The sequence below is a fragment of the Caballeronia sp. SEWSISQ10-4 2 genome (genome assembly GCF_030464885.1).
Classification (GTDB): Bacteria; Pseudomonadota; Gammaproteobacteria; order Burkholderiales; family Burkholderiaceae; genus Caballeronia.
Map to the genome: position 1 here is coordinate 1 of NZ_JALPRJ010000025.1, position 22347 is coordinate 22347.

A 22347-nucleotide genomic window follows, 5' to 3' on the forward strand; every position below is an offset into this window, starting at 1 on the left:
TGAGCGCTCTGCCTCACCGGCCTGAAGGCCGGTGCATCCCGCGCGACTTGGTGAACAATTAAAAATGGCCAATGCTCATGAACAACATAACACTGCTACGTGACGTAATCGTGCAACGTGATGTGGCCCTAGGCGAAAAAAAGCCCGCTGGCCGAGAGGCGCAGCGGGCTTTTTCACCGGCCTGACAATCTAGTGATAGTTCGAAACTGCGGTCCGCTTCATCTGGATGTTCGACAAAATCTGCTTGGCCGAGCCCATTGGCAACTTGTTTGCGCAGAAATAGTCCTGATACAGCGCTGCGCGATAGGCGTTCAAATTGCCGTTTTCGATGCGTTGAAAATCGTTCGCGACTGTGCGGTCCCAGCTGTTCTGGTCCTCATTAATGCTCGCGTACAGGCGCCAGTTGTAGTTGTCGCAGCGAATGCCTTCGTAATTGACGTTGCGCGCGCCCGCCGGGCTTTTCACGACGACCGTGTAACGGACGATGCCGTCCGTGCCCACGCTGAGCGAGTTTTTATCGATGAAAAAAGTCAGCGGCGTGTTTTCCGACACCGTGAACGGCAGGAGATTTGCCTCCTGCGGCAGCGGGGGCAAGGTGTCGACCGCGTTTTCGGTCCAGGTCGGCTTGCGGTCCATGAGATAGACGAACGCGCTGTCGTCCTTGTTTGACGGCTTGGAGCTGCCGCAGCCGGCGAGCACGGCAAGGGCTGCCGCGGTTGCCGCGAACAATGCAATGGCTTTCAATTCTTGAGTTCCCGAGGTTGATGCAGAAGCGACTGCAAATCGATCGTGCTGCGTGTCTGCGCCGCGATTGTCCCCGCCAGGGAACGCATCGGCATGCCAAACACACAAGCCCAGCCTTCGACGCTGCACGAAAAAAAGCGGCGCGCGTTGCCGCGCCGCCGCTTCGAATGACACACGTCCTAATCCCGCGAGGGACGTTGTGCGTAAATGTGCAGCTCTTCGGTCACCGAACATTCTGCCTGAACGACACTACCGTTAGCAGAAACGGAGGCGTCTTCAATCGTCATGCTCTGAATCACGCGTGGATAACGATTGGCGTGATGCGCCATACGTTCCGCGCGTTCTGCCCGCACGACCGCGCGCCTCAGAAAGCGAGAAAGTTCCGTGAGCGCAAGCTGATATACATCCCGCTTGAACTCGATCACCGCGTCAAGCGGGACCCAATACTCATTCCACCGCCAGGCATCGAATTCCGGATGATCAGTCGCACGCAAACAAATGTCACAGTCGCGGCCTACCATGCGTAACAAAAACCAGATCTGTTTCTGTCCGCGATAATGTCCGCGCACCTCGCGCTTGATGAACTTGTCCGGCACCTCATAACGCAGCCAGTCGCGGGTTCGACCCACGACCTTCACGTGCTCCGGAAGCAAGCCGGTTTCTTCGTGTAACTCCCGATACATCGCTTGCACAGGGGTCTCACCGTACTTGATGCCCCCTTGCGGAAACTGCCAGGAATGTTCACGCAGCCGCTTGCCCCAAAACACTTCGTTGTGCGCGTTCAAGAGGATGATGCCGACGTTCGGGCGAAAGCCTTCACGATCCAGCATACAACCACCTTCGAATCCTTTAAAATTGCTTTGATTATAAACAGATAACGGGCCTGGCGCACCGGCACGAACCCGAATCGGGGTTCGTTTCGCTTGGGTGCCGGGGCGGTCGGCCAACGTCTTACCGCATCGCTGTCCCGTCGTTCACTCGTTCCGCACGTTCTGCATGTTCCGCAGGTTTGGGTCGAAAACCCATTCAATCGACGCGCTCCCGCTTTGGAAAATTTTTGAATGAAAGCATCCCGTTTCTTTATTGGCACCCTGAAGGAAGCTCCCACCGACGCGGAAATCGTCAGCCACCAACTCATGATGCGTGCGGGCATGATTCGCCGCGTGGCGGGCGGTATCTATAGTTATTTGCCTATCGCCCTGCGCTCCATCCGCAAGGTGGAGACAATCGTGCGTGAAGAAATGAACCGCGCCGGCGCGCTAGAATTGTTGATGCCCGCGGTGCAGCCGGCCGAACTCTGGCAGGAATCGGGACGCTGGGAGCAGTACGGTCCCGAGCTGCTGCGCATCAAGGACCGTCACGAGCGCGATTTCGTGATCGGACCCACGCACGAAGAAGTGGTGACGGACATCGCGCGGCGCGAGATCAAGAGTTATCGGCAACTGCCGGTCAACTTCTACCAGGTCCAGACCAAGTTCCGCGATGAAATCCGGCCGCGTTTCGGCGTGATGCGCGGGCGCGAATTCATCATGAAGGACGCATATTCTTTCGACCGCGATCAGGCAGGCCTCGCCGAGTCGTACAAGAAAATGTTCGATGCCTACGTGCGTGTGTTCACCCGCATCGGCCTGGAATTCCGTGCGGTAGCGGCCGATAACGGCTCGATCGGCGGCAGCGGTTCGCATGAATTCCACGTGATCGCCGACACGGGCGAAGACGCAATCGCCTATTGCCCGACCTCGGATTACGCAGCCAACGTGGAAGCGGCGGATGCGTTGCCGCTGAACGCCACGCGTGCCGCGCCCGCGGAAGAGATGAAGAAGACCGCGACGCCGGGCAAGGCGAAGTGCGAGGCAGTGGCGGAGTTGCTGAACATTCCGCTGCAACGCACGATCAAGTCGATCATCCTCGCGACCGATAACGAAGGCGCCGAGCCGACCATCTGGCTGTTGATGCTGCGCGGCGACCATTCGCTCAATGACATCAAGGCGAACAAGCAACCGGGCTTGGCGGGTTATCGCTTTGCGACGGAAGCTGAAATTATCGATACGTTCGGCACGCCGCCGGGTTATCTCGGCCCGATCGGCACGAAGAAGCCGATCAAGGTGATCGCAGATCGCACAGTCGCGAACATGAGCGACTTCGTGGTCGGCTCGAATGAGGTCGACTATCACACCACCGGTGTGAACTGGGGCCGCGATCTGCCAGAACCGGTCGTCGCGGACATCCGCAACGTGCTCGCAGGCGATCCGTCGCCGGATGGCAAGGGCACGCTGGAAATCTGCCGCGGCATTGAAGTGGGCCACGTGTTCCAGCTCGGCACGAAGTATTCCGATGCCATGGGCGCATCGTTCCTCGATGAAAACGGCAAGCCTGCGCCCATGCAAATGGGCTGCTACGGGATCGGCATCACGCGGATCCTGGGCGCGGCGATCGAACAGAATTTCGACGCCAAGGGCATCATCTGGCCGGAATCGATTGCACCGTTCGAAGTCGTGTTATGCCCGATGGGTTACGAGCGCAGCGACGCCGTTCGCGAGCAGGCCGACAAGTTGTATGCGGCGCTGCAAGCGGCGGGTATCGATGTGGTTCTGGACGATCGCGGCGAGCGTCCGGGCGTGATGTTCGCGGATTGGGAGCTGATCGGCGTGCCGCATCGGCTGGTGATTGGCGACCGTGGGCTCAAGGAAGGCAAGCTCGAATATCAGGCGCGACGCGACGCCGAAGCCACGTTGCTGCCGGTGGAAGACGCGGCGAGCGTGGTGATCGAGAAAGTGCGCGCTGCACTGGCGCGGTAACGTGCAGTACAACTTCCTCTCGGCGACGGTGCTGCTCATTCTGATCACCGATCCGCTCGGCAATATCCCGATCTTCATCAACGCATTGCGTGGTGTGGCGAAGGAGCGGCGGCGGGTTGTGATCCTGCGTGAAGTGGCGATCGCCTTTGGGATCTTGCTGGCGTTCATGCTCGTCGGCGACCGCTTTCTACGCGCGATGAGTCTGACGGATTTGTCGTTGCGGCTGGGCGGCGGGATCGTGTTGTTCCTGATCGCGTTGCGGATGATCTTTCCGCATCCCGACGGTCCGATGGGCGGCGATTCACGCGGTGGCGAACCGCTGATCGTGCCGCTGGCCATTCCCGCGCTGGCCGGTCCGTCAGCGCTTGCGACGGTGATGCTGCTGACATCGCAGGCGCCGGGGCAGATGTGGGAATGGGTCGGCGCGTTGACCGTCACCATGATGGTCTGTGCGGTCGTGCTGGTGCTGGCCGAGAAGATCCAGCATTGGCTCGGCGAACGCGCTGTCACGGCGTTCGAGCGCTTGATGGGTTTGGTGCTGGTCGCGATATCGGTGGAAATGATACTGACCGGAATACGGACCTTCGTGCATCAGCTGGCGGTGAACGGCTGACGCATTCATGCCTGACCGAAGTACAGCCAGGGATCGCGTTCGACGTCGATGTTCAGTTTCCTAAAACGCCTGCAGCGGCTTTTGGGGTTGAACGCAAGAGGCAACAACCGTACGTAAAAATGCCGTTTCAACGTAAGTTGAAACGGCATTTTTTTTAAACTTGGCTGAACGGCATCGCAGCGGATTGTGCGGCCTTTACTTTACGCTCGCCTCAAACACTCAAGACGACTCACGCCCCTTCCGTCAGCGCCCGGATAGTCGGCAGATTGCGCCAATATCCCTTCGCGTCCATGCCGCAGCCAAACACATACCGGTCCGGCACTTCGAAGCCGCAAAAGTCCGGCCGCAAGGGTTTCGATTTATCGATGATCTTCTCGCACAGCACTGCCGAGAGAAACTTCTTTGCGCCCATTGCCATGATGCGGTCGCGGATGGCGGCCATGGTTTCGCCTTCATCGAGGATGTCGTCGAGCACGAGCACCACGCGATCCTTCACCGATTCGGCCGGCGCCACGCGCCATTCCATCTTGTCGCCGCCCTTGGTGGTGTTCCGATACCGCGTCAAGTGGATGTAGTCGAACTCGAGCGGGAAGTCGAGGTGCGGCAGCAACATGCCGGTAAACACGGCCGCGCCGCCCATGACGGACAGCACGAGCGGGAATTCTTCGCCAGCACTTGCACCGATGGCTTTCGCCATGCTTTCGATCGACGCGGCCACGTCTTGCGCCGAAACGATCTCTTCGGAGTGGCTGAAAATATGGAGTGCTTCTTCGCGATTCATAAGGGCAGGCGGCGAGGGTGTAGAGCTAAAAATAGGGGAAACGCGGCGCTAAGCGCCACATGATAAACCCGCGTTCCTCAGCGAAACGCGGGCCGTGGAAATCAAACTCGATCAATACCCGATCAAAAAACTCAACGCATGCCCGGCATCATGCCTTTCATGCCGCGCATCATTTTCTGCAGATTGCCGCCTTTGAGCTTTTTCATCATGCCGCGCATTTGCTCGTATTGATTCAGCATGCGGTTGACTTCCTGCACCTGCACGCCCGCGCCCGCGGCAATTCGCCGCTTACGCTGCGCCTTGATGAGATCGGGTTTAGCGCGTTCCTGCAGGGTCATGGAATTGATGATGCCTTCCATCCGGCGCATCTGTTTTTCGGCGACGCCCATGTTCGCGCCCGCCGCAGCCTGCTGGAACTGTGCCGGCAGCTTGTCCATCAGCGAGGACAAACCGCCCATCTTCTTCATCTGCGAAAGTTGCGCACGGAAGTCGTTCAGGTCGAAATCGCCGCCTTTCTTGACTTTATCGGCGAGTTTTTGCGCGGCCGCGCCGTCCACGCCTTTTTGCGCTTCCTCGACCAAAGCGAGAATGTCGCCCATGCCGAGAATCCGGTTCGCCATCCGGCCCGGGTGGAAAACTTCCAGTCCGTCCAGTTTTTCCGCAACACCGACGAACTTGATCGGCTTGCCGGTCACGTGGCGCACCGAGAGCGCCGCGCCACCGCGCGAGTCGCCGTCCAGCTTGGTCAGCACCACGCCGGTCAGCGGCAGTGCGTCGCTGAACGCCTTGGCGGTGTTCACGGCGTCCTGACCGAGCATGGCGTCGACGACGAACAGCGTTTCCGCCGGCTTCAGGATTTCGTGGAGTTCAGCGATTTCGTTCATCATCGCTTCGTCGATACCGAGCCGGCCGGCCGTATCGACGATCAGCACGTCATGGAAATGGCGTTTCGCCCAGTCCACGGCCGCGCGCGCAATGTCCGCGGGCTTTTGATCCGGCTCCGACGGGAAAAAGTCTGCGCCAACCTGTTCGGTCACCGTTTTCAGCTGCTGAATAGCGGCCGGACGATACACGTCGACGGACACCGTCAGTACTTTTTTCTTGTGCTTCTCGCGCAGCAGCTTGGCGAGCTTGCCCGACGTGGTGGTTTTACCCGCGCCTTGCAGGCCGGCCATCAGGATGATTGCCGGCGGCGTGACCGCGAGATTCAGCTCGACGGCCTTACCCTCGTAGTCCCCGCCAATAATGGCAGTCAGCTCGCGCTGCACGACCCCGACGAGCGCCTGACCCGGCGACAAACTGGAAATCACTTCCTCGCCGAGCGCTTTTTCCTTCACCTTCGCGATAAATTCGCGCACGACCGGCAACGCGACGTCGGCCTCGAGCAGCGCCAGGCGCACTTCGCGCAGCATTTCCTGCGTGTTAGCCTCAGTGAGCCGGGCTTCGCCGCGCAGCGTCTTGACGACGCGCGCCATCCGTGTAGTGAGTGTGTCGAGCATGGGAGCGTGTGGAGAGTGCGGCCGGGTTGCGGCGTCCCGACTGCTCTTGCTTCAAGTCGTACTGGCAAGAGGGGAAGACGTCGTGGCCTCAGGGCCTGGTGTAAACTTCGAACATGGATATTGTACTGTATGCCCTCACTGCGCTTCTCTACGGCGGACTTGCCGTAGCGGGTTGGCGCGCGCATCGCCACACGGCCGTGGAACCGGCGCTGGCAGGCATGCCTGCGGGCGGTCGCCTGGCCGGCGGAATGAGCACCGGCATGGCCGACGCAATGCAGAGCGGCCGGGCATCGAAGGCATCGGGCATGAGTTCAATGGGACGCGTGCTGCTGGGCGTCGCGTTGCTCGTGCACGGCCTCTTGCTGCACACCACCATCTTTCCGCAGAACGCGATGGTGTTCGGCTTTGCCTTCGCGCTCTCCGCCATGTTCTGGCTGGGCGCGGGCATCTACTGGATAGAAAGCTTTTTCTTCCCGCTCGACGGCTTGCGGCTACTCGTGTTGCCGCTTGCGTGCGTGGCGTCGGTGATGCCGCTGGTCTTTGGCGGCGTGCACGTGTTGTCGTACTCCGCCGCGCCCATGTTCAAGCTGCACTTCCTGATCGCGAACATCGCGTACGGCTTGTTTGCCATTGCCGCGCTTCACGCCATCCTGATGCTGATGGTGGAAAAGCGCCTGCAGAACATGCGCGGAACGGCTACGCGGCATACGTCGAATAGCTGGGTGTCGAGCTGGCTCGATACCTTGCCGCCGCTGCTCACGCTGGAAAAATTGCTGTTTCGCCTGATCTCGGCGGGCTTCGTGCTGCTGACGCTCACGCTTATATCGGGTGTCGCGTTCAACGAACAACTCGTCGATAAAGCGTTCAAACTTGATCACAAGACCGTGTTCGCCATTCTGTCGTGGCTGATGTTCGGCGCATTGCTGACCGCGCGCCGTGTGTCGGGCTGGCGCGGCCGCGCTGCGTTACGCTGGGTGCTGGCTTCGTTCGTCGCGTTGCTGCTCGCTTACGTGGGTAGCCGCTTCGTGTTCGAAGTGCTGCTGCATCGCGCGGTCGTCTGACGCGGTGGTTTGAATCACCGGGATTTTGTTGCCTCTACTATTAGTAAGATCATGCGCCAACTTCTGCTGTTGATATTTGTGTTCTTTGCGAGCCAGTGGCTGTTCAAGAAGCTCAAGCGCGCTCAGGCTGCCGCTGGCGCGCAAGCTGGCGGGGGCGCTGGCGCCGCGCGCGCCTCTCACGGTCCTGCCGCTTCCGGCGGCGCGCCGCAGCTCCCCGATCCCCTGGTGCGCTGCGCTGAATGCGGCGTGCATACGCCGAGCAGCGAAGCGATCATCGCGGCGGGGCATCGCTTCTGTTCGGCCGATCACGCCCGGCGCCACGCCGCTCGCCCCACAGGCCGCGACGCGCGATGAGCGTTGCCGGTTCGATCGGTGCCGACGGCTGGTACACGGCTGCGCATCGCGTAGTGTCGCCGAACTTCGAAGCGCGGCCGGGGAGTATCGAGCCCACGCTCGTTGTCGTTCACAATATCAGCCTGCCGCCAGATGAATTCGGCGGCAGCGCAATCGCTGAATTCTTCCAGAATCGTCTCGATCACGACGCTCATCCGTATTACGACCGACTGCGCGGCATGCGCGTGTCGTCGCATTTCGTGATCCGCCGTGACGGTGCGGTTGAGCAATATGTGTCGTGTAATGAACGCGCGTGGCATGCGGGCGTGTCGAGTTTTCTCGGGCGCGAGCGATGCAATGACTTCTCGGTGGGCATCGAACTGGAAGGCAGTGATCGATGTGCGTTCGAGGACGCGCAATATGGGTCGCTCAATGATGTCGTCCAGGCGCTCATCCGGCGATATCCGATCGAAGCGCTCGCCGGTCATTCGGACATCGCGCCGGGTCGTAAAACCGATCCGGGCCCGTACTTCGAATGGCCGCGGCTGCAGCGCGATACACAACTCCCCCTTCAGTATTTTCCCTATCTCGGCGACGTCTGATTCGCTGTCGTTCTCGCTCGATCGAGTGCTTGCCGCACGTGAGTGATTGAGACGCCGGGCCGCGCTTTTCTCTTGCCATCGTTCTCTGGCTTAGCGCTCGCGTTACTGAGCGCTTCGCACGGATCGCAGGGCTTGCGTTTTGCATCGCCGCACGTAAGCGCGCTTTCCCTTGTCCGACTTTGGCATTTCAAAAGTCAACCCTCTGAAGGCCATTCTTCAGCAAATAAAAGTTTTTGAGACTGTGCGGAATGTCACTATACTTGGTGCTCAGAGACGTAATTCGCACTATATGTTGTGTTGTCCAAGCGGCGCCCCGCTCGTAGAGCCGGCGCCGCATGCTTTCCGGCCATAGAAGAAAACACCGGATAAGCAACTGATTCGTCGCGTAAAAAACGTCGGCGTCCAGTTTGAAAGACCGAGGCAAACAGGCGTAGCAAGGAGGGTGTCTTCGTCGGTTTGAAGCGTGTCGGCCCATCGGAAAACGATTGGGACCGGGCGCAAGAACGGCACCGGCGCTTTCCCCAGCTAGCCATTTTCAATTTCATCGTCGTGCGTGGTTGGCAAAAGCAGTGAACAGCAACAAAGAAGCAACAAGCAGCCACCACGCGCGGCACGCATCTCAATCCGCGGACGTTCCGCACCATCGAACACCAGGAGATTTGCACATGCAAACCACCGACAACGCCACGACTTCCTACGAGGGCGCCTCCGTGCGGCCCATCGGCGCGCAGGGTCAGCCGAGCGCCAGCGGACTCGCACCGGACGCCACACTGGCCGACTACAAAGTCATCCGCCGCAACGGGACCGTGGTGTCGTTCGAGCCGTCGAAGATCTCCATCGCCGTGACGAAAGCGTTTCTGGCTGTGAACGGCGGCCAGGGCGCAGGCTCGGCACGCGTGCGCGAACTCGTCGAACAACTGACGCAAAGCGTCGTCAGGTCATTGGTTCGCAGCCGTCCCAACGGCGGTACGTTCCATATAGAAGACATCCAGGATCAGGTCGAACTCGCGCTGATGCGCGGCGGCGAGCACAACGTGGCGCGCGCGTACGTTCTGTATCGCGAGAAGCGCACGCAGGAGCGCGCCCACGCCCCGGAAACGCGGGCGAACGCGCTTGGCATCAATGTGATCGACAACGGCGTGTCGCATCCGCTGGATCTGGACGCACTGAAGGCGCGCATCAACGAAGCGTGCGTGAATCTCGGCAGCGAAGTGAGCGCCGATCCGATCGTCGCGGAAACGGTGAAGAACCTGTACGACGGCGTGCCGATGGCGCAAGTCTATGACTCCGCCATTCTCGCTGCGCGCACCATGATCGAAAAAGACCCGGCGTACAGCCAGGTCACCGCGCGCATCTTGCTGCACACGATCCGTCGCGAAATCCTGGAAGAAGACGTCTCGCAAGGCGAAATGGCCACGCGCTACGCCGAGTATTTCCCGCTGTTCATCAAGCAGGGCGTAGAAGCGGAGTTGCTCGACGAAAAGCTCCAGCAGTACGACTTGAAGCGCCTGGGCGCCGCGCTCGACGCCGAGCGCGATCTGCAATTCGGCTATCTCGGCCTGCAGACGCTGTATGACCGCTACTTCTTGCACAACGAAACCAAGCGCATCGAATTGCCGCAAGCGTTCTTCATGCGCGTCGCGATGGGCCTGGCGTTGAACGAAATCGACCGCGAAGCGCGGGCGATCGAGTTCTACAACGTGCTGTCGAGCTTCGACTTCATGTCGTCCACCCCGACGCTGTTCAACTCCGGCACGCGCCGTTCGCAATTGTCGTCGTGCTACCTGACGACGGTTGCCGACGACCTCGACGGCATCTACGAAGCGCTGAAGGAAAACGCGCTGCTGTCGAAGTTCGCGGGCGGCCTGGGCAACGACTGGACGCGCGTGCGTGCGCTCGGCTCGCACATCAAGGGCACGAACGGCAAGTCGCAAGGCGTGGTGCCATTCCTGAAGGTCGTGAATGACACGGCCGTTGCGGTCAACCAGGGCGGCAAGCGCAAGGGCGCGGTGTGCGCGTACCTGGAAACGTGGCACCTGGATATCGAAGAATTCCTGGAGCTGCGCAAGAACACCGGCGACGACCGTCGCCGCACGCACGACATGAACACGGCGAACTGGATTCCCGACCTGTTCATGAAGCGCGTTCACGAAAACGGCGACTGGACGCTGTTCTCGCCGGCAACCTGCCCGGACCTGCACGATCTGTTCGGCGCACCGTTCGAAAAAGCGTACGTCGCGTATGAAGAGAAAGCCGCGCGCGGCGAGATCAAGCTGTTCAAGAAGGTTCCGGCCGCGCAACTGTGGCGCAAGATGCTGGGCATGCTGTTCGAGACGGGTCATCCGTGGATCACGTTCAAGGATCCGTGCAACATCCGTTCGCCGCAGCAGCATGTGGGCGTCGTCCACTCGTCGAACCTGTGCACGGAAATCACGCTGAACACCAGCGACACCGAAATCGCCGTGTGTAATCTCGGCTCGGTGAACCTGGTGGCGCATATGACGAAGCAGGCCGACGGCACGCTCGCGCTCGATCACGACAAGCTCAAGCGCACCGTCAGCGTGGCCATGCGCATGCTCGACAACGTCATTGATATCAATTACTACGCCGTCGCCAAGGCGCGCAATTCGAACCTGAAGCATCGTCCGGTTGGCATGGGCATCATGGGCTTCCAGGACTGCCTGCACTTGCTGCGCACGCCGTATGCGTCGAAGGAAGCGGTCGAATTCGCCGATACGTCCATGGAAGCGGTCTGCTACTACGCTTACTACGCATCGACGGAACTGGCGCAAGAGCGCGGCCGTTATTCGAGCTATCGCGGCTCGCTGTGGGATCGCGGCATTCTCCCGCAGGATTCGCTGAAGCTGCTGGCCGAGGCGCGCGGCGGGTACGTGGAAGTGGACGACAGCGCATCGATGGACTGGACCGAACTGCGTTCGCGGATCGCAACGTACGGCATGCGCAACTCGAACTGCGTGGCAATCGCGCCGACGGCGACGATCTCGAACATCATCGGCGTGTCGGCGTGTATCGAGCCGACGTTCCAGAATCTGTACGTGAAGTCGAATCTGTCGGGCGAATTCACGGTCGTGAACGATTATCTGGTGCGTGACCTGAAGCAACGCGGTCTGTGGGACGAAGTGATGGTCTCCGACCTGAAATACTTCGACGGCACGCTGTCGCGCATCGACCGGGTTCCGGCCGATCTGCGGGCAATCTACGCAACGGCGTTCGAACTGGATGCTACGTGGGTGGTGGAAGCGGCATCGCGCCGTCAGAAGTGGATCGACCAGGCGCAATCGCTGAACATCTATATGGCGGGCGCCTCGGGCAAGAAGCTCGACGAGGTGTACAAGCTCGCGTGGCTGCGCGGTCTCAAGACCACGTACTACCTCCGCACGATGGCCGCGACGCACGTCGAGAAGTCGACGGTGGCGCACGGGCAACTGAACTCGGTGCCTTCGGGCAACTCGGGCAATGGCGCCGGTGGTGCTTCAGGTGCGAACGGCAACGGCTTTGGCTCGCAAGGTTCGCACGGGTCGTCGACGGGTGGTTTCAACGCCGCTGCAGTCGCGGCACCGGCGATTGCGGCTGTGGCGGAAGCCGAAGCCGATGGTCCGGTCTGCATGATGCGTCCGGGCGATGCCGGGTTCGACGAGTGCGAGGCTTGCCAGTAAGAGGGAGAGAGCGACAGGCCGATGCAATCGGCCTGTCGCTGGTTAGTGTTTGAGATTTGTTTGAGATTCGAGGCCGGTACGAGGCGGTTGTTCTTTCCAGAACGGAAGGGGCGGCGGATTCGGAACCGGCCTTTTCTCTTTTCTATTCATGCTCGCCGGGTTCCGAAACGCCGCAGACTCTCGTCACCCGCGCGTTCCCCTCGATATCTCGTGCCCCGCGTCCCGTCCGAGCCTCGCGGTAATGGGTATCGAAAGAAACGAAAACAATCCGACGACCACAAACGCCGGCCAGAAATCCGACCAGACCATCTGCGGATGCCCTTGCAGATCGTGCGAAATCTGCAACGCGATTCCGCCAACGGTCACACCCAGTCCCAGCGACACCTGCTGAATGAAACTTCCGAGACTCGTCGCACGGCCCACATCGCGGCTTTCGATCTCGGCGTATGTCAGCGAGTTGAGGCTTGTGAATTGCAGCGCGGGAAAAAAACCGCCGAGCAGGACGACGCTCCAGATGATCCACGTTGGCGTGCCGGGATAGAACATGCCGCAGGCGGCAATCGCGATGCCCGAGAACGCGGCGTTGACCATCAATGTCTGCCGGAAGCCGTAGCGGTGCAGCACGCGCGACGCGAGCGAGCGCATGAACATGCCGCCGAACGCGGACGCGCAAGTGATCGAACCTGACTTGAACGCGCTCATGCCGAGTCCTTCCTGCATCGCGAGCGGGAGCAGGAACGGCACCGCGCCGAGGCCGATGCGAAACAGCGAGCCGCCCACGACACTCGCCTGGAAGGTCGGCACGCGCAGGAAGCGCAGATCGAGGAGTGGCAGTTTTACGCGTCGCGAGTGCAGGAAATACACGACGAGGAAGACGATGCCGGCGAGCGCCATGCACGCCGCGGTGCGATCGGTGACGAGTTCGCCGCCGATCAGCGAAAGCCCGAGCAGAAACAGCGTGCCGCCGCTCGCCGATAAAAAGAAACCGACCCAGTCGAGCGGTCCGGGATGCGCCTCGCGCGCGTTGCCGATGTAACGGTTGGTGAGGTAGATGCCGAGGATGCCGATCGGGATGTTGATGAAGAAGATCAGGCGCCAGTGCAGATAGGTGGTGATGAAACCGCCGAGCAGCGGGCCGACGGCGGGACCGAACATCGCGGGCACGGAGAGGTAGTTCATCGCGCGGATGAATTCGGAGCGCGGCACCGAGCGAAAGATGATGATCCGCCCGACCGGCACCATCATCGCGCCGCCCACGCCCTGCACGAAGCGCGCGAGCGTGAACGGGATCAGCGAGGTGGACGCGGCGCACAAGATGGAACCGGCGACGAAGATGCCAATGGCGAGCCGAAAGATGGTTCGTGCGCCAAAGCGGTCGGCGACCCAGCCGCAGATCGGGATGAAGACACCCAGGCCAAGCACATAACTGGTGACGGCGATCTTTAGCGTTACGGGATCGCGACCAAAAGCTCTGGCCATTTCGGGGATCGCGGTGACGATGACGTTGGCATCGACGCTTTCCATGAACATCGCGCAAGCGACGATGAGAGGGGCAACGAAAGCTTTGATGGCTAGCGACATGGAGAACGGAAGGGGATCTCTTCGCGGCGGGAAGCTGGGATTATGGCATCGATATCATCGCAACGACATCGTGAAGTGCCGTCTTCGGCGACACTTCACGACGATAAAACCCGAGGAGAACGACGATGGACCCGGAAGATTTGCAGCGTCTCGTCACGCTGAAGATGCCCTACGGAAAGTACAAGGACCGCTTGATCGCGGACCTGCCCGGTCACTATCTCGCGTGGTTCGCACGTGAGGGTTTTCCTGCAGGACAACTCGGCCGGCTGCTCGCGCTGATGCACGAAATTGATCACAACAACTTACGCGAATTGCTCACGCCGCTGCGTGACAAGCGCGGCTGAAAAGCGGCGCGAGAGCGCGTTGCGTCGGGCGATTCATGCGTGCGTCCGGACCTCATGCAGTCGCATTTTTACGGTAAAAACCGGCTCTTGCATGACGTATTCGTTTGTACTATAGGTAGTCGTCACTAGGCCAAAACACCCAATATTTTGTGGTTTTGCCTTTGCGATGACGACCTCGAGTGCTACACTTTCGACATGGAAACGAGACGCGCCAGCACATCGTTTTCCGCTGCAAGACACGTGTAATCGGGAGCTCTGGACATTGGGCTTGTCGAGTCGGAATGCACTCGAAAAGGCAGGTCGAGGCGGGTCCGTCGAAGGTCACGATCCGAAGCCCGGCTCAGGTGATTTGAACGAGTCGCGAGCGGCACTTACTCTCATGGTCGAACACGCAGACGCGCCAGGTTTTCATTGAGGCAATCACGAGGGCGAAGCTGTTCCATGTCACGCCTTAACGGCGACACGCAACGCAACACGCAACGCAACACGCAAGACGATTCACAGCAGAGCCGGACGATGCAAAGCACCAGGCAAAAGCAACGCTGAAGAGCGTGAAGAAGCGCTGCATCGAACACGTTCAAAGAGACTTCGCATGAAGCTTCAAGCAAGTGAGCTCAACGCAAAGTGTTGTATGCAAGTAGCAGCGTCAACACTAAAACAGGATTTTTATGAGCAAGCTCTTTTATCGCTCATGGAAAGATGGTACAAACCGATCTAAATTGATGGTGAGAATTTATGCTCAACTGGGATGACGAGACCACTGCCGTAACTCCCTCGAACGGTTCGCAACACAACATGTTGCGTAACCCGGCGGGTCAGGTTGCGGGTTTCAGCCAAGCAGTCAGCCAAGCATCGCGTGCTGCTGCTCCAGTCACTTCACATGCAGCAGCGCAAGTCGCCGGTCATGGCGTGCTTCAGGCAGCTCATCAAACGTCAGCGGCACAGAATATTTTTGCGAGCGACTTCGTTGCTCCCGCAGCACCGAGCGCCAGCGACATCGCGGCTGCCAGTGCAACGCGGGTGAACGTGGCCGACAAGCGCATCATCAACGGCAAGACTGACGTGAATCAGTTGGTGCCGTTCAAGTACAAGTGGGCGTGGGAAAAGTATCTGGCGGGTTGTGCGAACCACTGGATGCCGCAGGAAGTGAACATGTCGCGCGACATCGCGCTGTGGAAGGACCCGAACGGCCTCTCCGACGACGAACGCCGGATTGTGAAGCGCAACCTCGGTTTCTTCGTCACGGCCGACTCGCTCGCGGCCAACAACATCGTGCTCGGGACGTATCGCCACATCACGGCGCCCGAGTGCCGGCAGTTTCTGCTGCGCCAGGCGTTCGAGGAAGCGATCCACACGCACGCGTATCAGTACATCGTCGAATCGCTGGGTCTGGACGAGAGCGAAATCTTCAACGCGTATCACGAGGTTGAGTCGATCCGGGCGAAGGACGAGTTCCTGATTCCGTTCATCAATACGCTCACCGATCCGGCCTTCACCACCGGTACGCTCGAAGCGGACCAGAAATTGCTGAAGTCGTTGATCGTGTTTGCCTGCGTGATGGAAGGACTCTTCTTCTACGTCGGCTTTACGCAGATCCTGGCGCTGGGTCGCCAGAACAAGATGACGGGGGCGGCCGAGCAGTATCAGTACATCCTGCGCGACGAGTCGATGCACTGCAACTTCGGTATCGACCTGATCAACCAGATCAAGCTGGAAGAGCCGCAACTGTGGACGCCGGAATTTCGCGCGGAGATCCGCGGGATTTTCCAGGAAGCCGTCGAACTGGAATACCGGTACGCAGAAGACACGATGCCGCGCGGCGTGCTCGGCCTGAATGCGTCCATGTTCAAAAGCTATTTGCGTTTCATCTGTAACCGTCGTTGCCAGCAGATCGGCCTCGACCCGCTGTTCCCGAACGAAGAAAATCCGTTCCCGTGGATGAGCGAGATGATTGACTTGAAGAAGGAACGCAACTTCTTCGAGACGCGAGTGATCGAGTATCAGACGGGCGGCGCGCTGACCTGGGAATAAGCGAGTCAGCAAGTCAGCGAATGAGCGTCAGTCAGCGGCAATGGACGCATTGCCGCCACGAATTAGATGTAGACCGGGCGCCCTGAGAGGGCGCCGAGTAGACGGGATGAATGGCAAACCGGCGCCATTGCGTGCGATCACGATTGCGCGCGCGCCGGCCAACAGGTTTAGGAGAACGGTCGCCTGATGCAAAGTGCGCCTTGTGGCTTAACAGCCCAAAAAGATGACAGGCGTTTTGCGGACCCTTCAGTGGGACGGGCAAACTTCCCCCCGAAATATGCCGTCGGCAGTGCCGATGGCCCGATCAAGCGATTGCCGGCACCCGATTCAGGTGCTGACTTAATTTGGCGCGCTGTGCCTCGTGGCACAGCGCGCCTTGCCGTATTCATTAGCGTAAGCAGGCTCCATCAGCGTACGCCGATGAATAATCCGCTTCGCAGCGTGCGTCCTGAGAAGCCCACGCGGGAAGCGGGTTTTGACGAAGGGTGTTGTTTGAACTGACTCTCATCTTGAAACCTGAAGGAGAAAATGATGGCATTAGCCAAGAAATCCGTCGCAAAGAAAGCTGCAGCAAAACCGGCTGTCAAGAAAGTGGCTGCCAAGAAGGCAACGGTAGCTAAGAAGGCGCCGGCGAAGAAAGTTGCAGTGAAGAAAGTCGCCGCCAAGAAGGTCGCAGTGAAGAAGGTTGCGGTGAAGAAGGTTGCAGCCAAGAAGGCGCCTGCGAAGAAGGCAGCGGCCAAGAAGGTTGCCGCCAAGAAGGCGCCTGCCAAGAAGGCTGCTGCTAAAAAGGCGCCTGCCAAGAAGGCTGCTGCTAAGAAGGCGCCTGCCAAGAAGGCTGCTGCCAAGAAGGCTGCTGCCAAAAAGGCGCCTGCCAAGAAGGCTGCGGCCAAGAAGGCGCCCGCCAAAAAGGCTGCTGCTAAAAAGGCCGCTGCTAAAAAGGCGCCTGCTAAGAAAGCACCTGCCAAAAAGGCGGCCGCCAAGAAGGCTGCGCCCGCCAAGAAGGCTGCCCCTGCTGCGAAGAAGGCCGTAGCTGCTGCTCCGGCCGCAGCGCCTGCTCCGGCGCCCGCTCCGGTTGCCAAAAAGGCTCCGGCCAAGAAGGCTGCTGCTGCGAAGAAGACGACTGCTGTAGCACCGGCAACGACGGCAACGACTCCTGCAGCGCCGGCTCCGGCTGCAACGGTCAAGACGGCGTTGAATCCGGCAGCTGCATGGCCGTTCCCCACGGGCAGCCGTCCGTAAGCGCAGGGTGTAACGCAGTACTTCGACACACGCGATGTGTCTCGAGACCGTGTATTGCTACGCGGTCCAAACCCGCTACCGGTGATTGCCGGCAGCGGGTTTTTTTATTGGGCGTTGCATGGTGCGACGAGGCGTTCTTGCTCGCAGCAAACGCTCGCTGCAAAAAAGCGCAGACGAAAAAAAGCGCACACGCCCGAAGGCGCATGCGCTTTTCTCCAGCCCCGGGCGCGATCGATCCGATCACGCCGGCACTTTCTTCATCCGCTAGTGCGTCACTCGCGTCACACCGCCGCTCGACAACAACCGAACGCGCTCGCCGGCCTGAAACACTTCGCCGGTTGCGGTCTGCGTAATGGCGCGGATGTCGCCGTTATCCAGACGCACCGTGATCTCCAGTCCGTTCTGCGTCGCGACGCCGTTCTCGACCGCGTTGCCCGCCACCGCACCCGCGATCCCGCCGACGATACCCGTGAGGATCGAGCCACGCCCACCGCCAAGCGCGCTGCCTGCGACTGCACCCAGTGCACCGCCGCCGATAGCGCCAAGGCCGCTAGGCTGGCCGTTGTTCGAGCTGATCTTCACGCCGCGCACGCTGTCGACCGTGCCCATGCGGACCGTTTCTTCGCGCTGCGCTTGCGACGCGGTGTACACGTCGGGCGAACTGCTGTTATAGGCGCATCCCGTCATGACGACGGAGCTTACTAGCGCTGCTGCCAGCGCCATACGACTTGTCATGTTCATTCTTCACTCCACTAAATTACGGCAGGCTGCTGCACGGGTGGCCAACAGCCTGTTGCACCATGTCATTGCCGAAGCGTCGCCCAGATCCGCTTTCATGACTCATCTCAAGCTTCTTCACAGCACTACTTGAAAAACCTTAGAGCGCCGAACCAAAAGCCTGCTCGAACCGCTCGCCAATCTCGCCACGCGAAGGCGCATACGTCTGCGGTCCTTGATGTTCGATTTTCAGCGCGCCCATCAGGCTCGCGAGACGACCGGTTTTTGCCCAGCCCAGCTTGTGCTCGATGCCATACAGCAAGCCACCCCGGAACGCGTCGCCGCAACCGGTCGGATCGACGACTTTCTGCGCCTTCACGGCCGGAATTTCTTCGACGCCTTTAGCGTGCAAAATCTGCGCGCCATATTCGCCGCGCGTGATCACCAGCGCTTCCACGCGGCTCAGCATTTCGTCGATCGACCAACCGGTCTTGTTGCTCAACAATTTCGCCTCGTAATCGTTGACTGCCACGTAAGTAGCAAGTTCAATCATGCGACGAAGTTCCACACCTTCGAGGATCGGCAGGCCCTGGCCCGGATCGAAGACGAACGGCACGCCCGCGGCCGCCAGTTCCTCGACGTGCTGGCGCATGCCGTCGGCGCCATCCGGCGCGACGATGCCAAGCGTGATGCCCTGGGTTTCGCCAGCGTGGTTCAGGTGCGAATCCATCATCGCGCCCGGGTGGAACGCCGTGATCTGGTTGTTCCCGAGGTCGGTGGTGATGAAGCATTGCGCCGAGTGCTGGTCGGGCAGGACACGCACATATTGCTTCGACAAACCCAGCGCATCGAAGCGGTCGAGATAGAGCTGGGCGTCGGCTTCGCCGAGGGTCGCCATGATCTTCGCGTCGCCGCCGAGCAGGTTCAGCGCGTAGGCAATGTTGCCCGCGCAGCCGCCGAAGTTGCGCCGCATCGTGGGGACGAGGAAGCTGATGTTCAGCTGATGTACCTGGTCGGGCAGGATATGGTCGCCAAAGCGGCCTTGGAACGTCATGATGTTGTCGTAGGCGAGCGAGCCGCAGATGAGCGTAGACACTAGCGAAATCCTAAAAATAATCGATAAAAGTGCGCGCAGGTTTGAGTTCCTGAGCACCGTGCATGCCCGCATGAAGCGCTGCGCATTCGTCACGCGGCGGCGGGGCCGGCCGCCTCCACGTGACGGATACGCACGCCGCATTCGGCCTGCGGGTTGAATGCGCTACTGGTTAAACGTTTTGCTTGGAGCATTTATTCGGCTTATACGTTCGGCGCGGCGAGCGATGCGTCAGGATGCCGCTCGCCGGCGTCGACCGCGCAGGCTGCAAGGAGCCCGCGTTCTTCGCTACTTACTTCAACGCTGCCAGCGCTGCGTCGTAGTTCGGCTCGTTCTTGATTTCCGGCACGAGTTCCGAGTACAGCACCTTGTCGTTTTCGTCGATCACTACTACTGCGCGCGCCGTCAGGCCCGTCAGCGGTCCGCTCGTGACATCGACGCCGTATGCCTTCGCGAAGTCATGGCCTCGGAACGACGATGCCGTCACCACGTTCTCGATGCCTTCCGTCGTGCAGAAGCGCGTTGCCGCGAAGGGCAGGTCGCCTGAGACGACCACGACCACCGTGTTGTCGAGTCCGGCTGCCGCGACGTTGAACTTGCGCGTGGAGGTGGCGCACGTCGGCGTGTCGAGACTCGGCACGATGTTCAGGACCTTGCGCTTGCCGGCGAAGCTTGCCAGCGTCAGGTTGCCGAGATCCTTGCCGACGAGGGTGAAATCAGCTGCTTTCGAACCGGCTGCCGGGAACGTGCCTGCCACGTCGATCGGGTTGCCGCCGAGGGTAACTTGGCTCATGTCTACTCCAGAATGTGTCTGACGTTCAGGGAATACGCGCGTCGTCTGACCGGGGACGGACGAGAGACGCGCGCGGAAAACAACGACTGGCTAAGCGTAAAAATGTGAAAGCAGGTGCGCGTCAGGGATAAAAGATCTGCACGCGATAATTCGCCGCAACCGCGTCGCCGGTATCGAGCCGGACGATCACGGGCTGCGTACTGCGCGCGGCGAGGCCGGCTCCTATCACCGTGCCGGGACGCGCGTAGTCTTGCGGCCAGAGCACGCGGCGGATTGCGACGTTGTTCTTGTCGTCGAGGAGGGTGAGCTCCAGCGCCGGATACGCGATCGCCACGTCGAAGCGATTGCGCAGCGAGAGTTTCAGTTCCAGCTTGTGCGATCCGTCCACCTGGCGCAGACCGGAGTTCTCGATCTGCAAGCCATCGATATCGCGCGGCGGCGCAACTACGCAGCCAAGCTGCTCGCAGGCTTGCGCAAAGAGTTGCTGCGAGGCGGGCCAGTAGACCATCACGGTTTCCCGTTGCCACCACGCGACCTGCGCGATCAACGCGACGAACAGCACGAACGCGATCGACCAGCCGATGATCTTCCACACGATTCCCGAACGTACCGGCGCGCGCGTTTCGCGGATAACGGGAAAAGGCTCGGAGGAGGGTTCGGACGACGTTGGCGCACCGCCGAAGCGCGGCTCGGGATCGGCGGCCCATGGCGCGGCAGGTGCGGCGCCGAGCGGGGAGGGTTCGGTGCGGGCGTTGGTATCGGCGGGGCGTCGGGGCGCAGGCGTTTCCGGCTCCACGCGCGGTTCGCTGCGCCCGACGAACGGCTCGGTACGCGATTCGTTTAGGGATTCGTTTAGGGATTCGTTTAGCGCTTCGGTTTCAGTGCGCCTGACGAAGGGATCGGTACGCGATTCCTTCAGTGGATCAGCATCCGTACGAGCGACAAAAGGATCGGCACGGGGTTCGGTGCGAGCGGGTGCGTCGGCTTTGGCGCGTGCTGTATCGGCGGCTGCTTTAGCTTCGGCTTCGGTGCGATTGACCGCCTGCCACGGCGATCCGGCGCGTTCTTCGCCTGGAAAATCACTCTCCGCGCGCGTGCGCGACACGGCTTTTGCAGCGGCAACTCCGGCGGCAACTCCAGCGGGCGGTTCCTCGCGCGCTGCCGGGGTTTGATCGGCTTCAGCGTGAGGTGCGAGGGCGGTATTGGAGACAAGCGGGTGCAGCGGAATGCCCAGTGCGTCGTGCTTGCCCCCGGAGACCTCGGCGCTCGATTTCTCCGACCTCGGGCTCGCCGGGTCCGCGCCATAATTCGGCGCGGTCGCGGCCAGCGCGGCCATGACGGTTTCGTCGCGGTCGAACTGGTAATGCGCGGCGTCGAAGATTTCCTGGCAATGGCCGCACCGCACGCGGCCGTCGTGCGGCGCGAGCAAATGCGGATCCAGACGGAACACGGTATCGCAGTGGGGACAGCGGGTTGCCAGCGCCATATGTAGCCGAAGGCCAGAGGCCGGTAGATGGACGATGGCGCTATTCTAAAGGCTTTCGCGGCGGGTACCCGCGAGACACACCCAGCCTTCGTGTTCCCGCCAGACGCCGATGTCGATCCAGCGCGCATAGACCGCCGCCACTTCGTCGGCCTGGCGAGCCAGAATGCCCGACAGCGCGATCTGTCCGCCCGGTTTCACGCGTGCCGAGAGCATCGATGCCATCAGCTTGAGCGGGTTCGACAGAATGTTCGCCACCACGATATCGAATTGCCCTTCTTCAAGATCGGCAGGCAGGCCGTACGTGACCTCGGCGCGATTACGCTCACTATTTTGACGCGCGGATTCGACGGCTTGAGGATCGATGTCGATACCGATCACCGGGTCCGCACCACATTTCTTCGCCAGGATCGCGAGGATGCCGGAACCGCAACCGTAATCGAGTACGGATTGGTTTTGCGAAACCGACTGCTCGAGCCATTCCATGCAAAGGCGCGTGGTCGGATGGCTGCCGGTGCCGAACGCCAGGCCCGGATCGAGTTCGAGCACGAGCGCGTCCGGATCGGGTGCTGCGTGCCAGGACGGCACGACCCAGATGCGCTTGCCGATAGGAATAGGGTCGAACTGGGATTGCGTGAGGCGCACCCAGTCCTGGTCCTCGACGTCGCGCAGCGCGAAGGCCGGCGTGTCCTTCAAGCCGATTTCATTCGCCGCGGCCGCCAGTAGCACGGCGGGGTCGGCGTCGTCGGCGAGAAGGGCGACGACGCGCGAGCGGTTCCACGCCTTCTGGTCCGGCGTGAGGCCGGGTTCGCCGAATAGCGGTTGCTCGTCGGGGGTATCGGCGTCGGCATCTTCCACCGATACCGACAGCGCGCCCAACTCCAGCAGCGCATCCGACAATGCCTCCGCGTGTTCCCGGTCCAGCTCGGCGATCAATTCCCGGTAGCTCATTTCCAAA

20 protein-coding genes are annotated in these 22347 nt (G+C 60.6%); 10 read left to right on the top strand and 10 right to left on the bottom strand.

What is annotated here, in order from left to right; genetic code table 11:
- Window positions 1-189 precede the first annotated feature (189 nt).
- Entirely contained in the window at window positions 190-744 is a 555-nt protein-coding gene (locus M0D69_RS18140) for a CNP1-like family protein (RefSeq protein WP_301783340.1), read from the bottom strand.
- A 179-nt stretch (window positions 745-923) separates the two neighbouring features.
- Window positions 924-1574, bottom strand: coding sequence for an RNA pyrophosphohydrolase (locus tag M0D69_RS18145; protein WP_047845270.1), 651 nt, complete (start codon window positions 1572-1574; stop codon window positions 924-926).
- 231 nt (window positions 1575-1805) lie between these two features.
- On the opposite strand from M0D69_RS18145, the gene M0D69_RS18150 reads away from it, so the two are divergent.
- Window positions 1806-3542 (top strand): proline--tRNA ligase, encoded by a 1737-nt coding sequence (locus tag M0D69_RS18150; protein WP_301783341.1) that lies wholly within the window; start codon window positions 1806-1808, stop codon window positions 3540-3542.
- A gap of 1 nt (window position 3543) precedes the next feature.
- Complete coding sequence (locus M0D69_RS18155) at window positions 3544-4155, top strand: MarC family protein (protein ID WP_301783342.1); 612 nt, start codon at window positions 3544-3546, stop codon at window positions 4153-4155.
- 229 nt (window positions 4156-4384) lie between these two features.
- On the opposite strand, the gene M0D69_RS18160 is transcribed toward M0D69_RS18155, so the two are convergent.
- Both M0D69_RS18160 and ffh read right to left on the bottom strand, forming a co-directional pair.
- Window positions 4385-4936 carry a hypoxanthine-guanine phosphoribosyltransferase gene (locus M0D69_RS18160; RefSeq protein ID WP_301783343.1) on the bottom strand — a complete coding sequence of 184 codons (552 nt, stop codon included), beginning with the start codon at window positions 4934-4936 and terminating at the stop codon, window positions 4385-4387.
- Between the two features lie 131 nt (window positions 4937-5067).
- Window positions 5068-6435, bottom strand: a complete 1368-nt coding sequence (gene ffh, locus M0D69_RS18165) for a signal recognition particle protein (RefSeq protein WP_301783344.1) — start codon at window positions 6433-6435, stop codon at window positions 5068-5070.
- Window positions 6436-6548: 113 nt separating this feature from the next.
- Between ffh and M0D69_RS18170 the strand changes: the two genes are divergently transcribed.
- From M0D69_RS18170 to M0D69_RS18185, 4 genes are all read left to right on the top strand, one after another.
- Complete coding sequence (locus M0D69_RS18170; RefSeq protein WP_301783345.1) at window positions 6549-7496, top strand: inner membrane protein YpjD; 948 nt, start codon at window positions 6549-6551, stop codon at window positions 7494-7496.
- A 51-nt stretch (window positions 7497-7547) separates the two neighbouring features.
- On the top strand, window positions 7548-7850 hold the full coding sequence (locus M0D69_RS18175; RefSeq protein ID WP_301783346.1) for a PP0621 family protein: 303 nt from the start codon (window positions 7548-7550) through the stop codon (window positions 7848-7850).
- Window positions 7847-8431 (top strand): 1,6-anhydro-N-acetylmuramyl-L-alanine amidase AmpD, encoded by a 585-nt coding sequence (ampD, locus tag M0D69_RS18180; protein ID WP_301783347.1) that lies wholly within the window; start codon window positions 7847-7849, stop codon window positions 8429-8431. Before M0D69_RS18175 ends, ampD begins: the two co-directional genes overlap by 4 nt.
- A 665-nt stretch (window positions 8432-9096) precedes the next feature.
- Window positions 9097-12108, top strand: coding sequence for a ribonucleoside-diphosphate reductase subunit alpha (locus M0D69_RS18185; protein WP_301783348.1), 3012 nt, complete (start codon window positions 9097-9099; stop codon window positions 12106-12108).
- A gap of 183 nt (window positions 12109-12291) precedes the next feature.
- On the opposite strand, the gene M0D69_RS18190 is transcribed toward M0D69_RS18185, so the two are convergent.
- The gene (locus M0D69_RS18190; protein ID WP_301783349.1) at window positions 12292-13689 is read right to left on the bottom strand and encodes an MFS transporter; all 1398 of its coding nucleotides are present in this window, start codon (window positions 13687-13689) and stop codon (window positions 12292-12294) included.
- A 125-nt stretch (window positions 13690-13814) separates the two neighbouring features.
- Here M0D69_RS18190 and M0D69_RS18195 point away from each other — a divergent pair, with 125 nt between their 5' ends.
- From M0D69_RS18195 to M0D69_RS18210, 4 genes are all read left to right on the top strand, one after another.
- Window positions 13815-14033 carry a DUF3820 family protein gene (locus tag M0D69_RS18195; RefSeq protein WP_047845260.1) on the top strand — a complete coding sequence of 73 codons (219 nt, stop codon included), beginning with the start codon at window positions 13815-13817 and terminating at the stop codon, window positions 14031-14033.
- Between the two features lie 735 nt (window positions 14034-14768).
- A complete protein-coding gene (locus tag M0D69_RS18200; RefSeq protein ID WP_301783350.1) occupies window positions 14769-16064 on the top strand; it encodes a ribonucleotide-diphosphate reductase subunit beta in 1296 nt (431 codons plus the stop codon).
- A gap of 186 nt (window positions 16065-16250) precedes the next feature.
- On the top strand, window positions 16251-16565 hold the full coding sequence (locus M0D69_RS18205; protein WP_301783351.1) for a hypothetical protein: 315 nt from the start codon (window positions 16251-16253) through the stop codon (window positions 16563-16565).
- 30 nt (window positions 16566-16595) lie between these two features.
- On the top strand, window positions 16596-17303 hold the full coding sequence (locus M0D69_RS18210) for a histone H1-like repetitive region-containing protein (RefSeq protein WP_301783352.1): 708 nt from the start codon (window positions 16596-16598) through the stop codon (window positions 17301-17303).
- A gap of 264 nt (window positions 17304-17567) precedes the next feature.
- On the opposite strand, the gene M0D69_RS18215 is transcribed toward M0D69_RS18210, so the two are convergent.
- The 5 genes from M0D69_RS18215 to prmA all read right to left on the bottom strand — a co-directional run bounded on the left by M0D69_RS18215 (window position 17568) and on the right by prmA (window position 22340).
- Entirely contained in the window at window positions 17568-18044 is a 477-nt protein-coding gene (locus tag M0D69_RS18215; RefSeq protein ID WP_301783353.1) for a glycine zipper 2TM domain-containing protein, read from the bottom strand.
- A 136-nt stretch (window positions 18045-18180) separates the two neighbouring features.
- Entirely contained in the window at window positions 18181-19116 is a 936-nt protein-coding gene (locus M0D69_RS18220) for a carbohydrate kinase family protein (protein ID WP_301783354.1), read from the bottom strand.
- Window positions 19117-19405: 289 nt separating this feature from the next.
- A complete protein-coding gene (tpx, locus tag M0D69_RS18225; protein WP_301783355.1) occupies window positions 19406-19906 on the bottom strand; it encodes a thiol peroxidase in 501 nt (166 codons plus the stop codon).
- A gap of 121 nt (window positions 19907-20027) precedes the next feature.
- Window positions 20028-21392: a zinc-ribbon and DUF3426 domain-containing protein gene (locus M0D69_RS18230; protein WP_301783356.1), complete on the bottom strand. Its 1365-nt coding sequence runs from the start codon at window positions 21390-21392 to the stop codon at window positions 20028-20030.
- Between the two features lie 45 nt (window positions 21393-21437).
- Window positions 21438-22340: a 50S ribosomal protein L11 methyltransferase gene (gene prmA, locus M0D69_RS18235; RefSeq protein WP_301783357.1), complete on the bottom strand. Its 903-nt coding sequence runs from the start codon at window positions 22338-22340 to the stop codon at window positions 21438-21440.
- Between the last annotated feature and the right edge of the window lie 7 nt (window positions 22341-22347).

Coding starts and splice junctions, on each gene's coding strand:
- M0D69_RS18175 (WP_301783346.1), top strand. CDS start 7,548: ATGCGCCAACTTCTGCTGTTGATATTTGTGTTCTTTGCGAGCCAGTGG.
- M0D69_RS18170 (WP_301783345.1), top strand. CDS start 6,549: ATGGATATTGTACTGTATGCCCTCACTGCGCTTCTCTACGGCGGACTT.
- M0D69_RS18230 (WP_301783356.1), bottom strand. CDS start 21,392: ATGGCGCTGGCAACCCGCTGTCCCCACTGCGATACCGTGTTCCGTCTG.
- M0D69_RS18195 (WP_047845260.1), top strand. CDS start 13,815: ATGGACCCGGAAGATTTGCAGCGTCTCGTCACGCTGAAGATGCCCTAC.
- M0D69_RS18160 (WP_301783343.1), bottom strand. CDS start 4,936: ATGAATCGCGAAGAAGCACTCCATATTTTCAGCCACTCCGAAGAGATC.
- ffh (WP_301783344.1), bottom strand. CDS start 6,435: ATGCTCGACACACTCACTACACGGATGGCGCGCGTCGTCAAGACGCTG.
- M0D69_RS18215 (WP_301783353.1), bottom strand. CDS start 18,044: ATGAACATGACAAGTCGTATGGCGCTGGCAGCAGCGCTAGTAAGCTCC.
- ampD (WP_301783347.1), top strand. CDS start 7,847: ATGAGCGTTGCCGGTTCGATCGGTGCCGACGGCTGGTACACGGCTGCG.
- M0D69_RS18185 (WP_301783348.1), top strand. CDS start 9,097: ATGCAAACCACCGACAACGCCACGACTTCCTACGAGGGCGCCTCCGTG.
- M0D69_RS18145 (WP_047845270.1), bottom strand. CDS start 1,574: ATGCTGGATCGTGAAGGCTTTCGCCCGAACGTCGGCATCATCCTCTTG.
- M0D69_RS18205 (WP_301783351.1), top strand. CDS start 16,251: ATGCAAAGTGCGCCTTGTGGCTTAACAGCCCAAAAAGATGACAGGCGT.
- M0D69_RS18200 (WP_301783350.1), top strand. CDS start 14,769: ATGCTCAACTGGGATGACGAGACCACTGCCGTAACTCCCTCGAACGGT.
- tpx (WP_301783355.1), bottom strand. CDS start 19,906: ATGAGCCAAGTTACCCTCGGCGGCAACCCGATCGACGTGGCAGGCACG.
- M0D69_RS18190 (WP_301783349.1), bottom strand. CDS start 13,689: ATGTCGCTAGCCATCAAAGCTTTCGTTGCCCCTCTCATCGTCGCTTGC.
- prmA (WP_301783357.1), bottom strand. CDS start 22,340: ATGAGCTACCGGGAATTGATCGCCGAGCTGGACCGGGAACACGCGGAG.
- M0D69_RS18150 (WP_301783341.1), top strand. CDS start 1,806: ATGAAAGCATCCCGTTTCTTTATTGGCACCCTGAAGGAAGCTCCCACC.
- M0D69_RS18210 (WP_301783352.1), top strand. CDS start 16,596: ATGGCATTAGCCAAGAAATCCGTCGCAAAGAAAGCTGCAGCAAAACCG.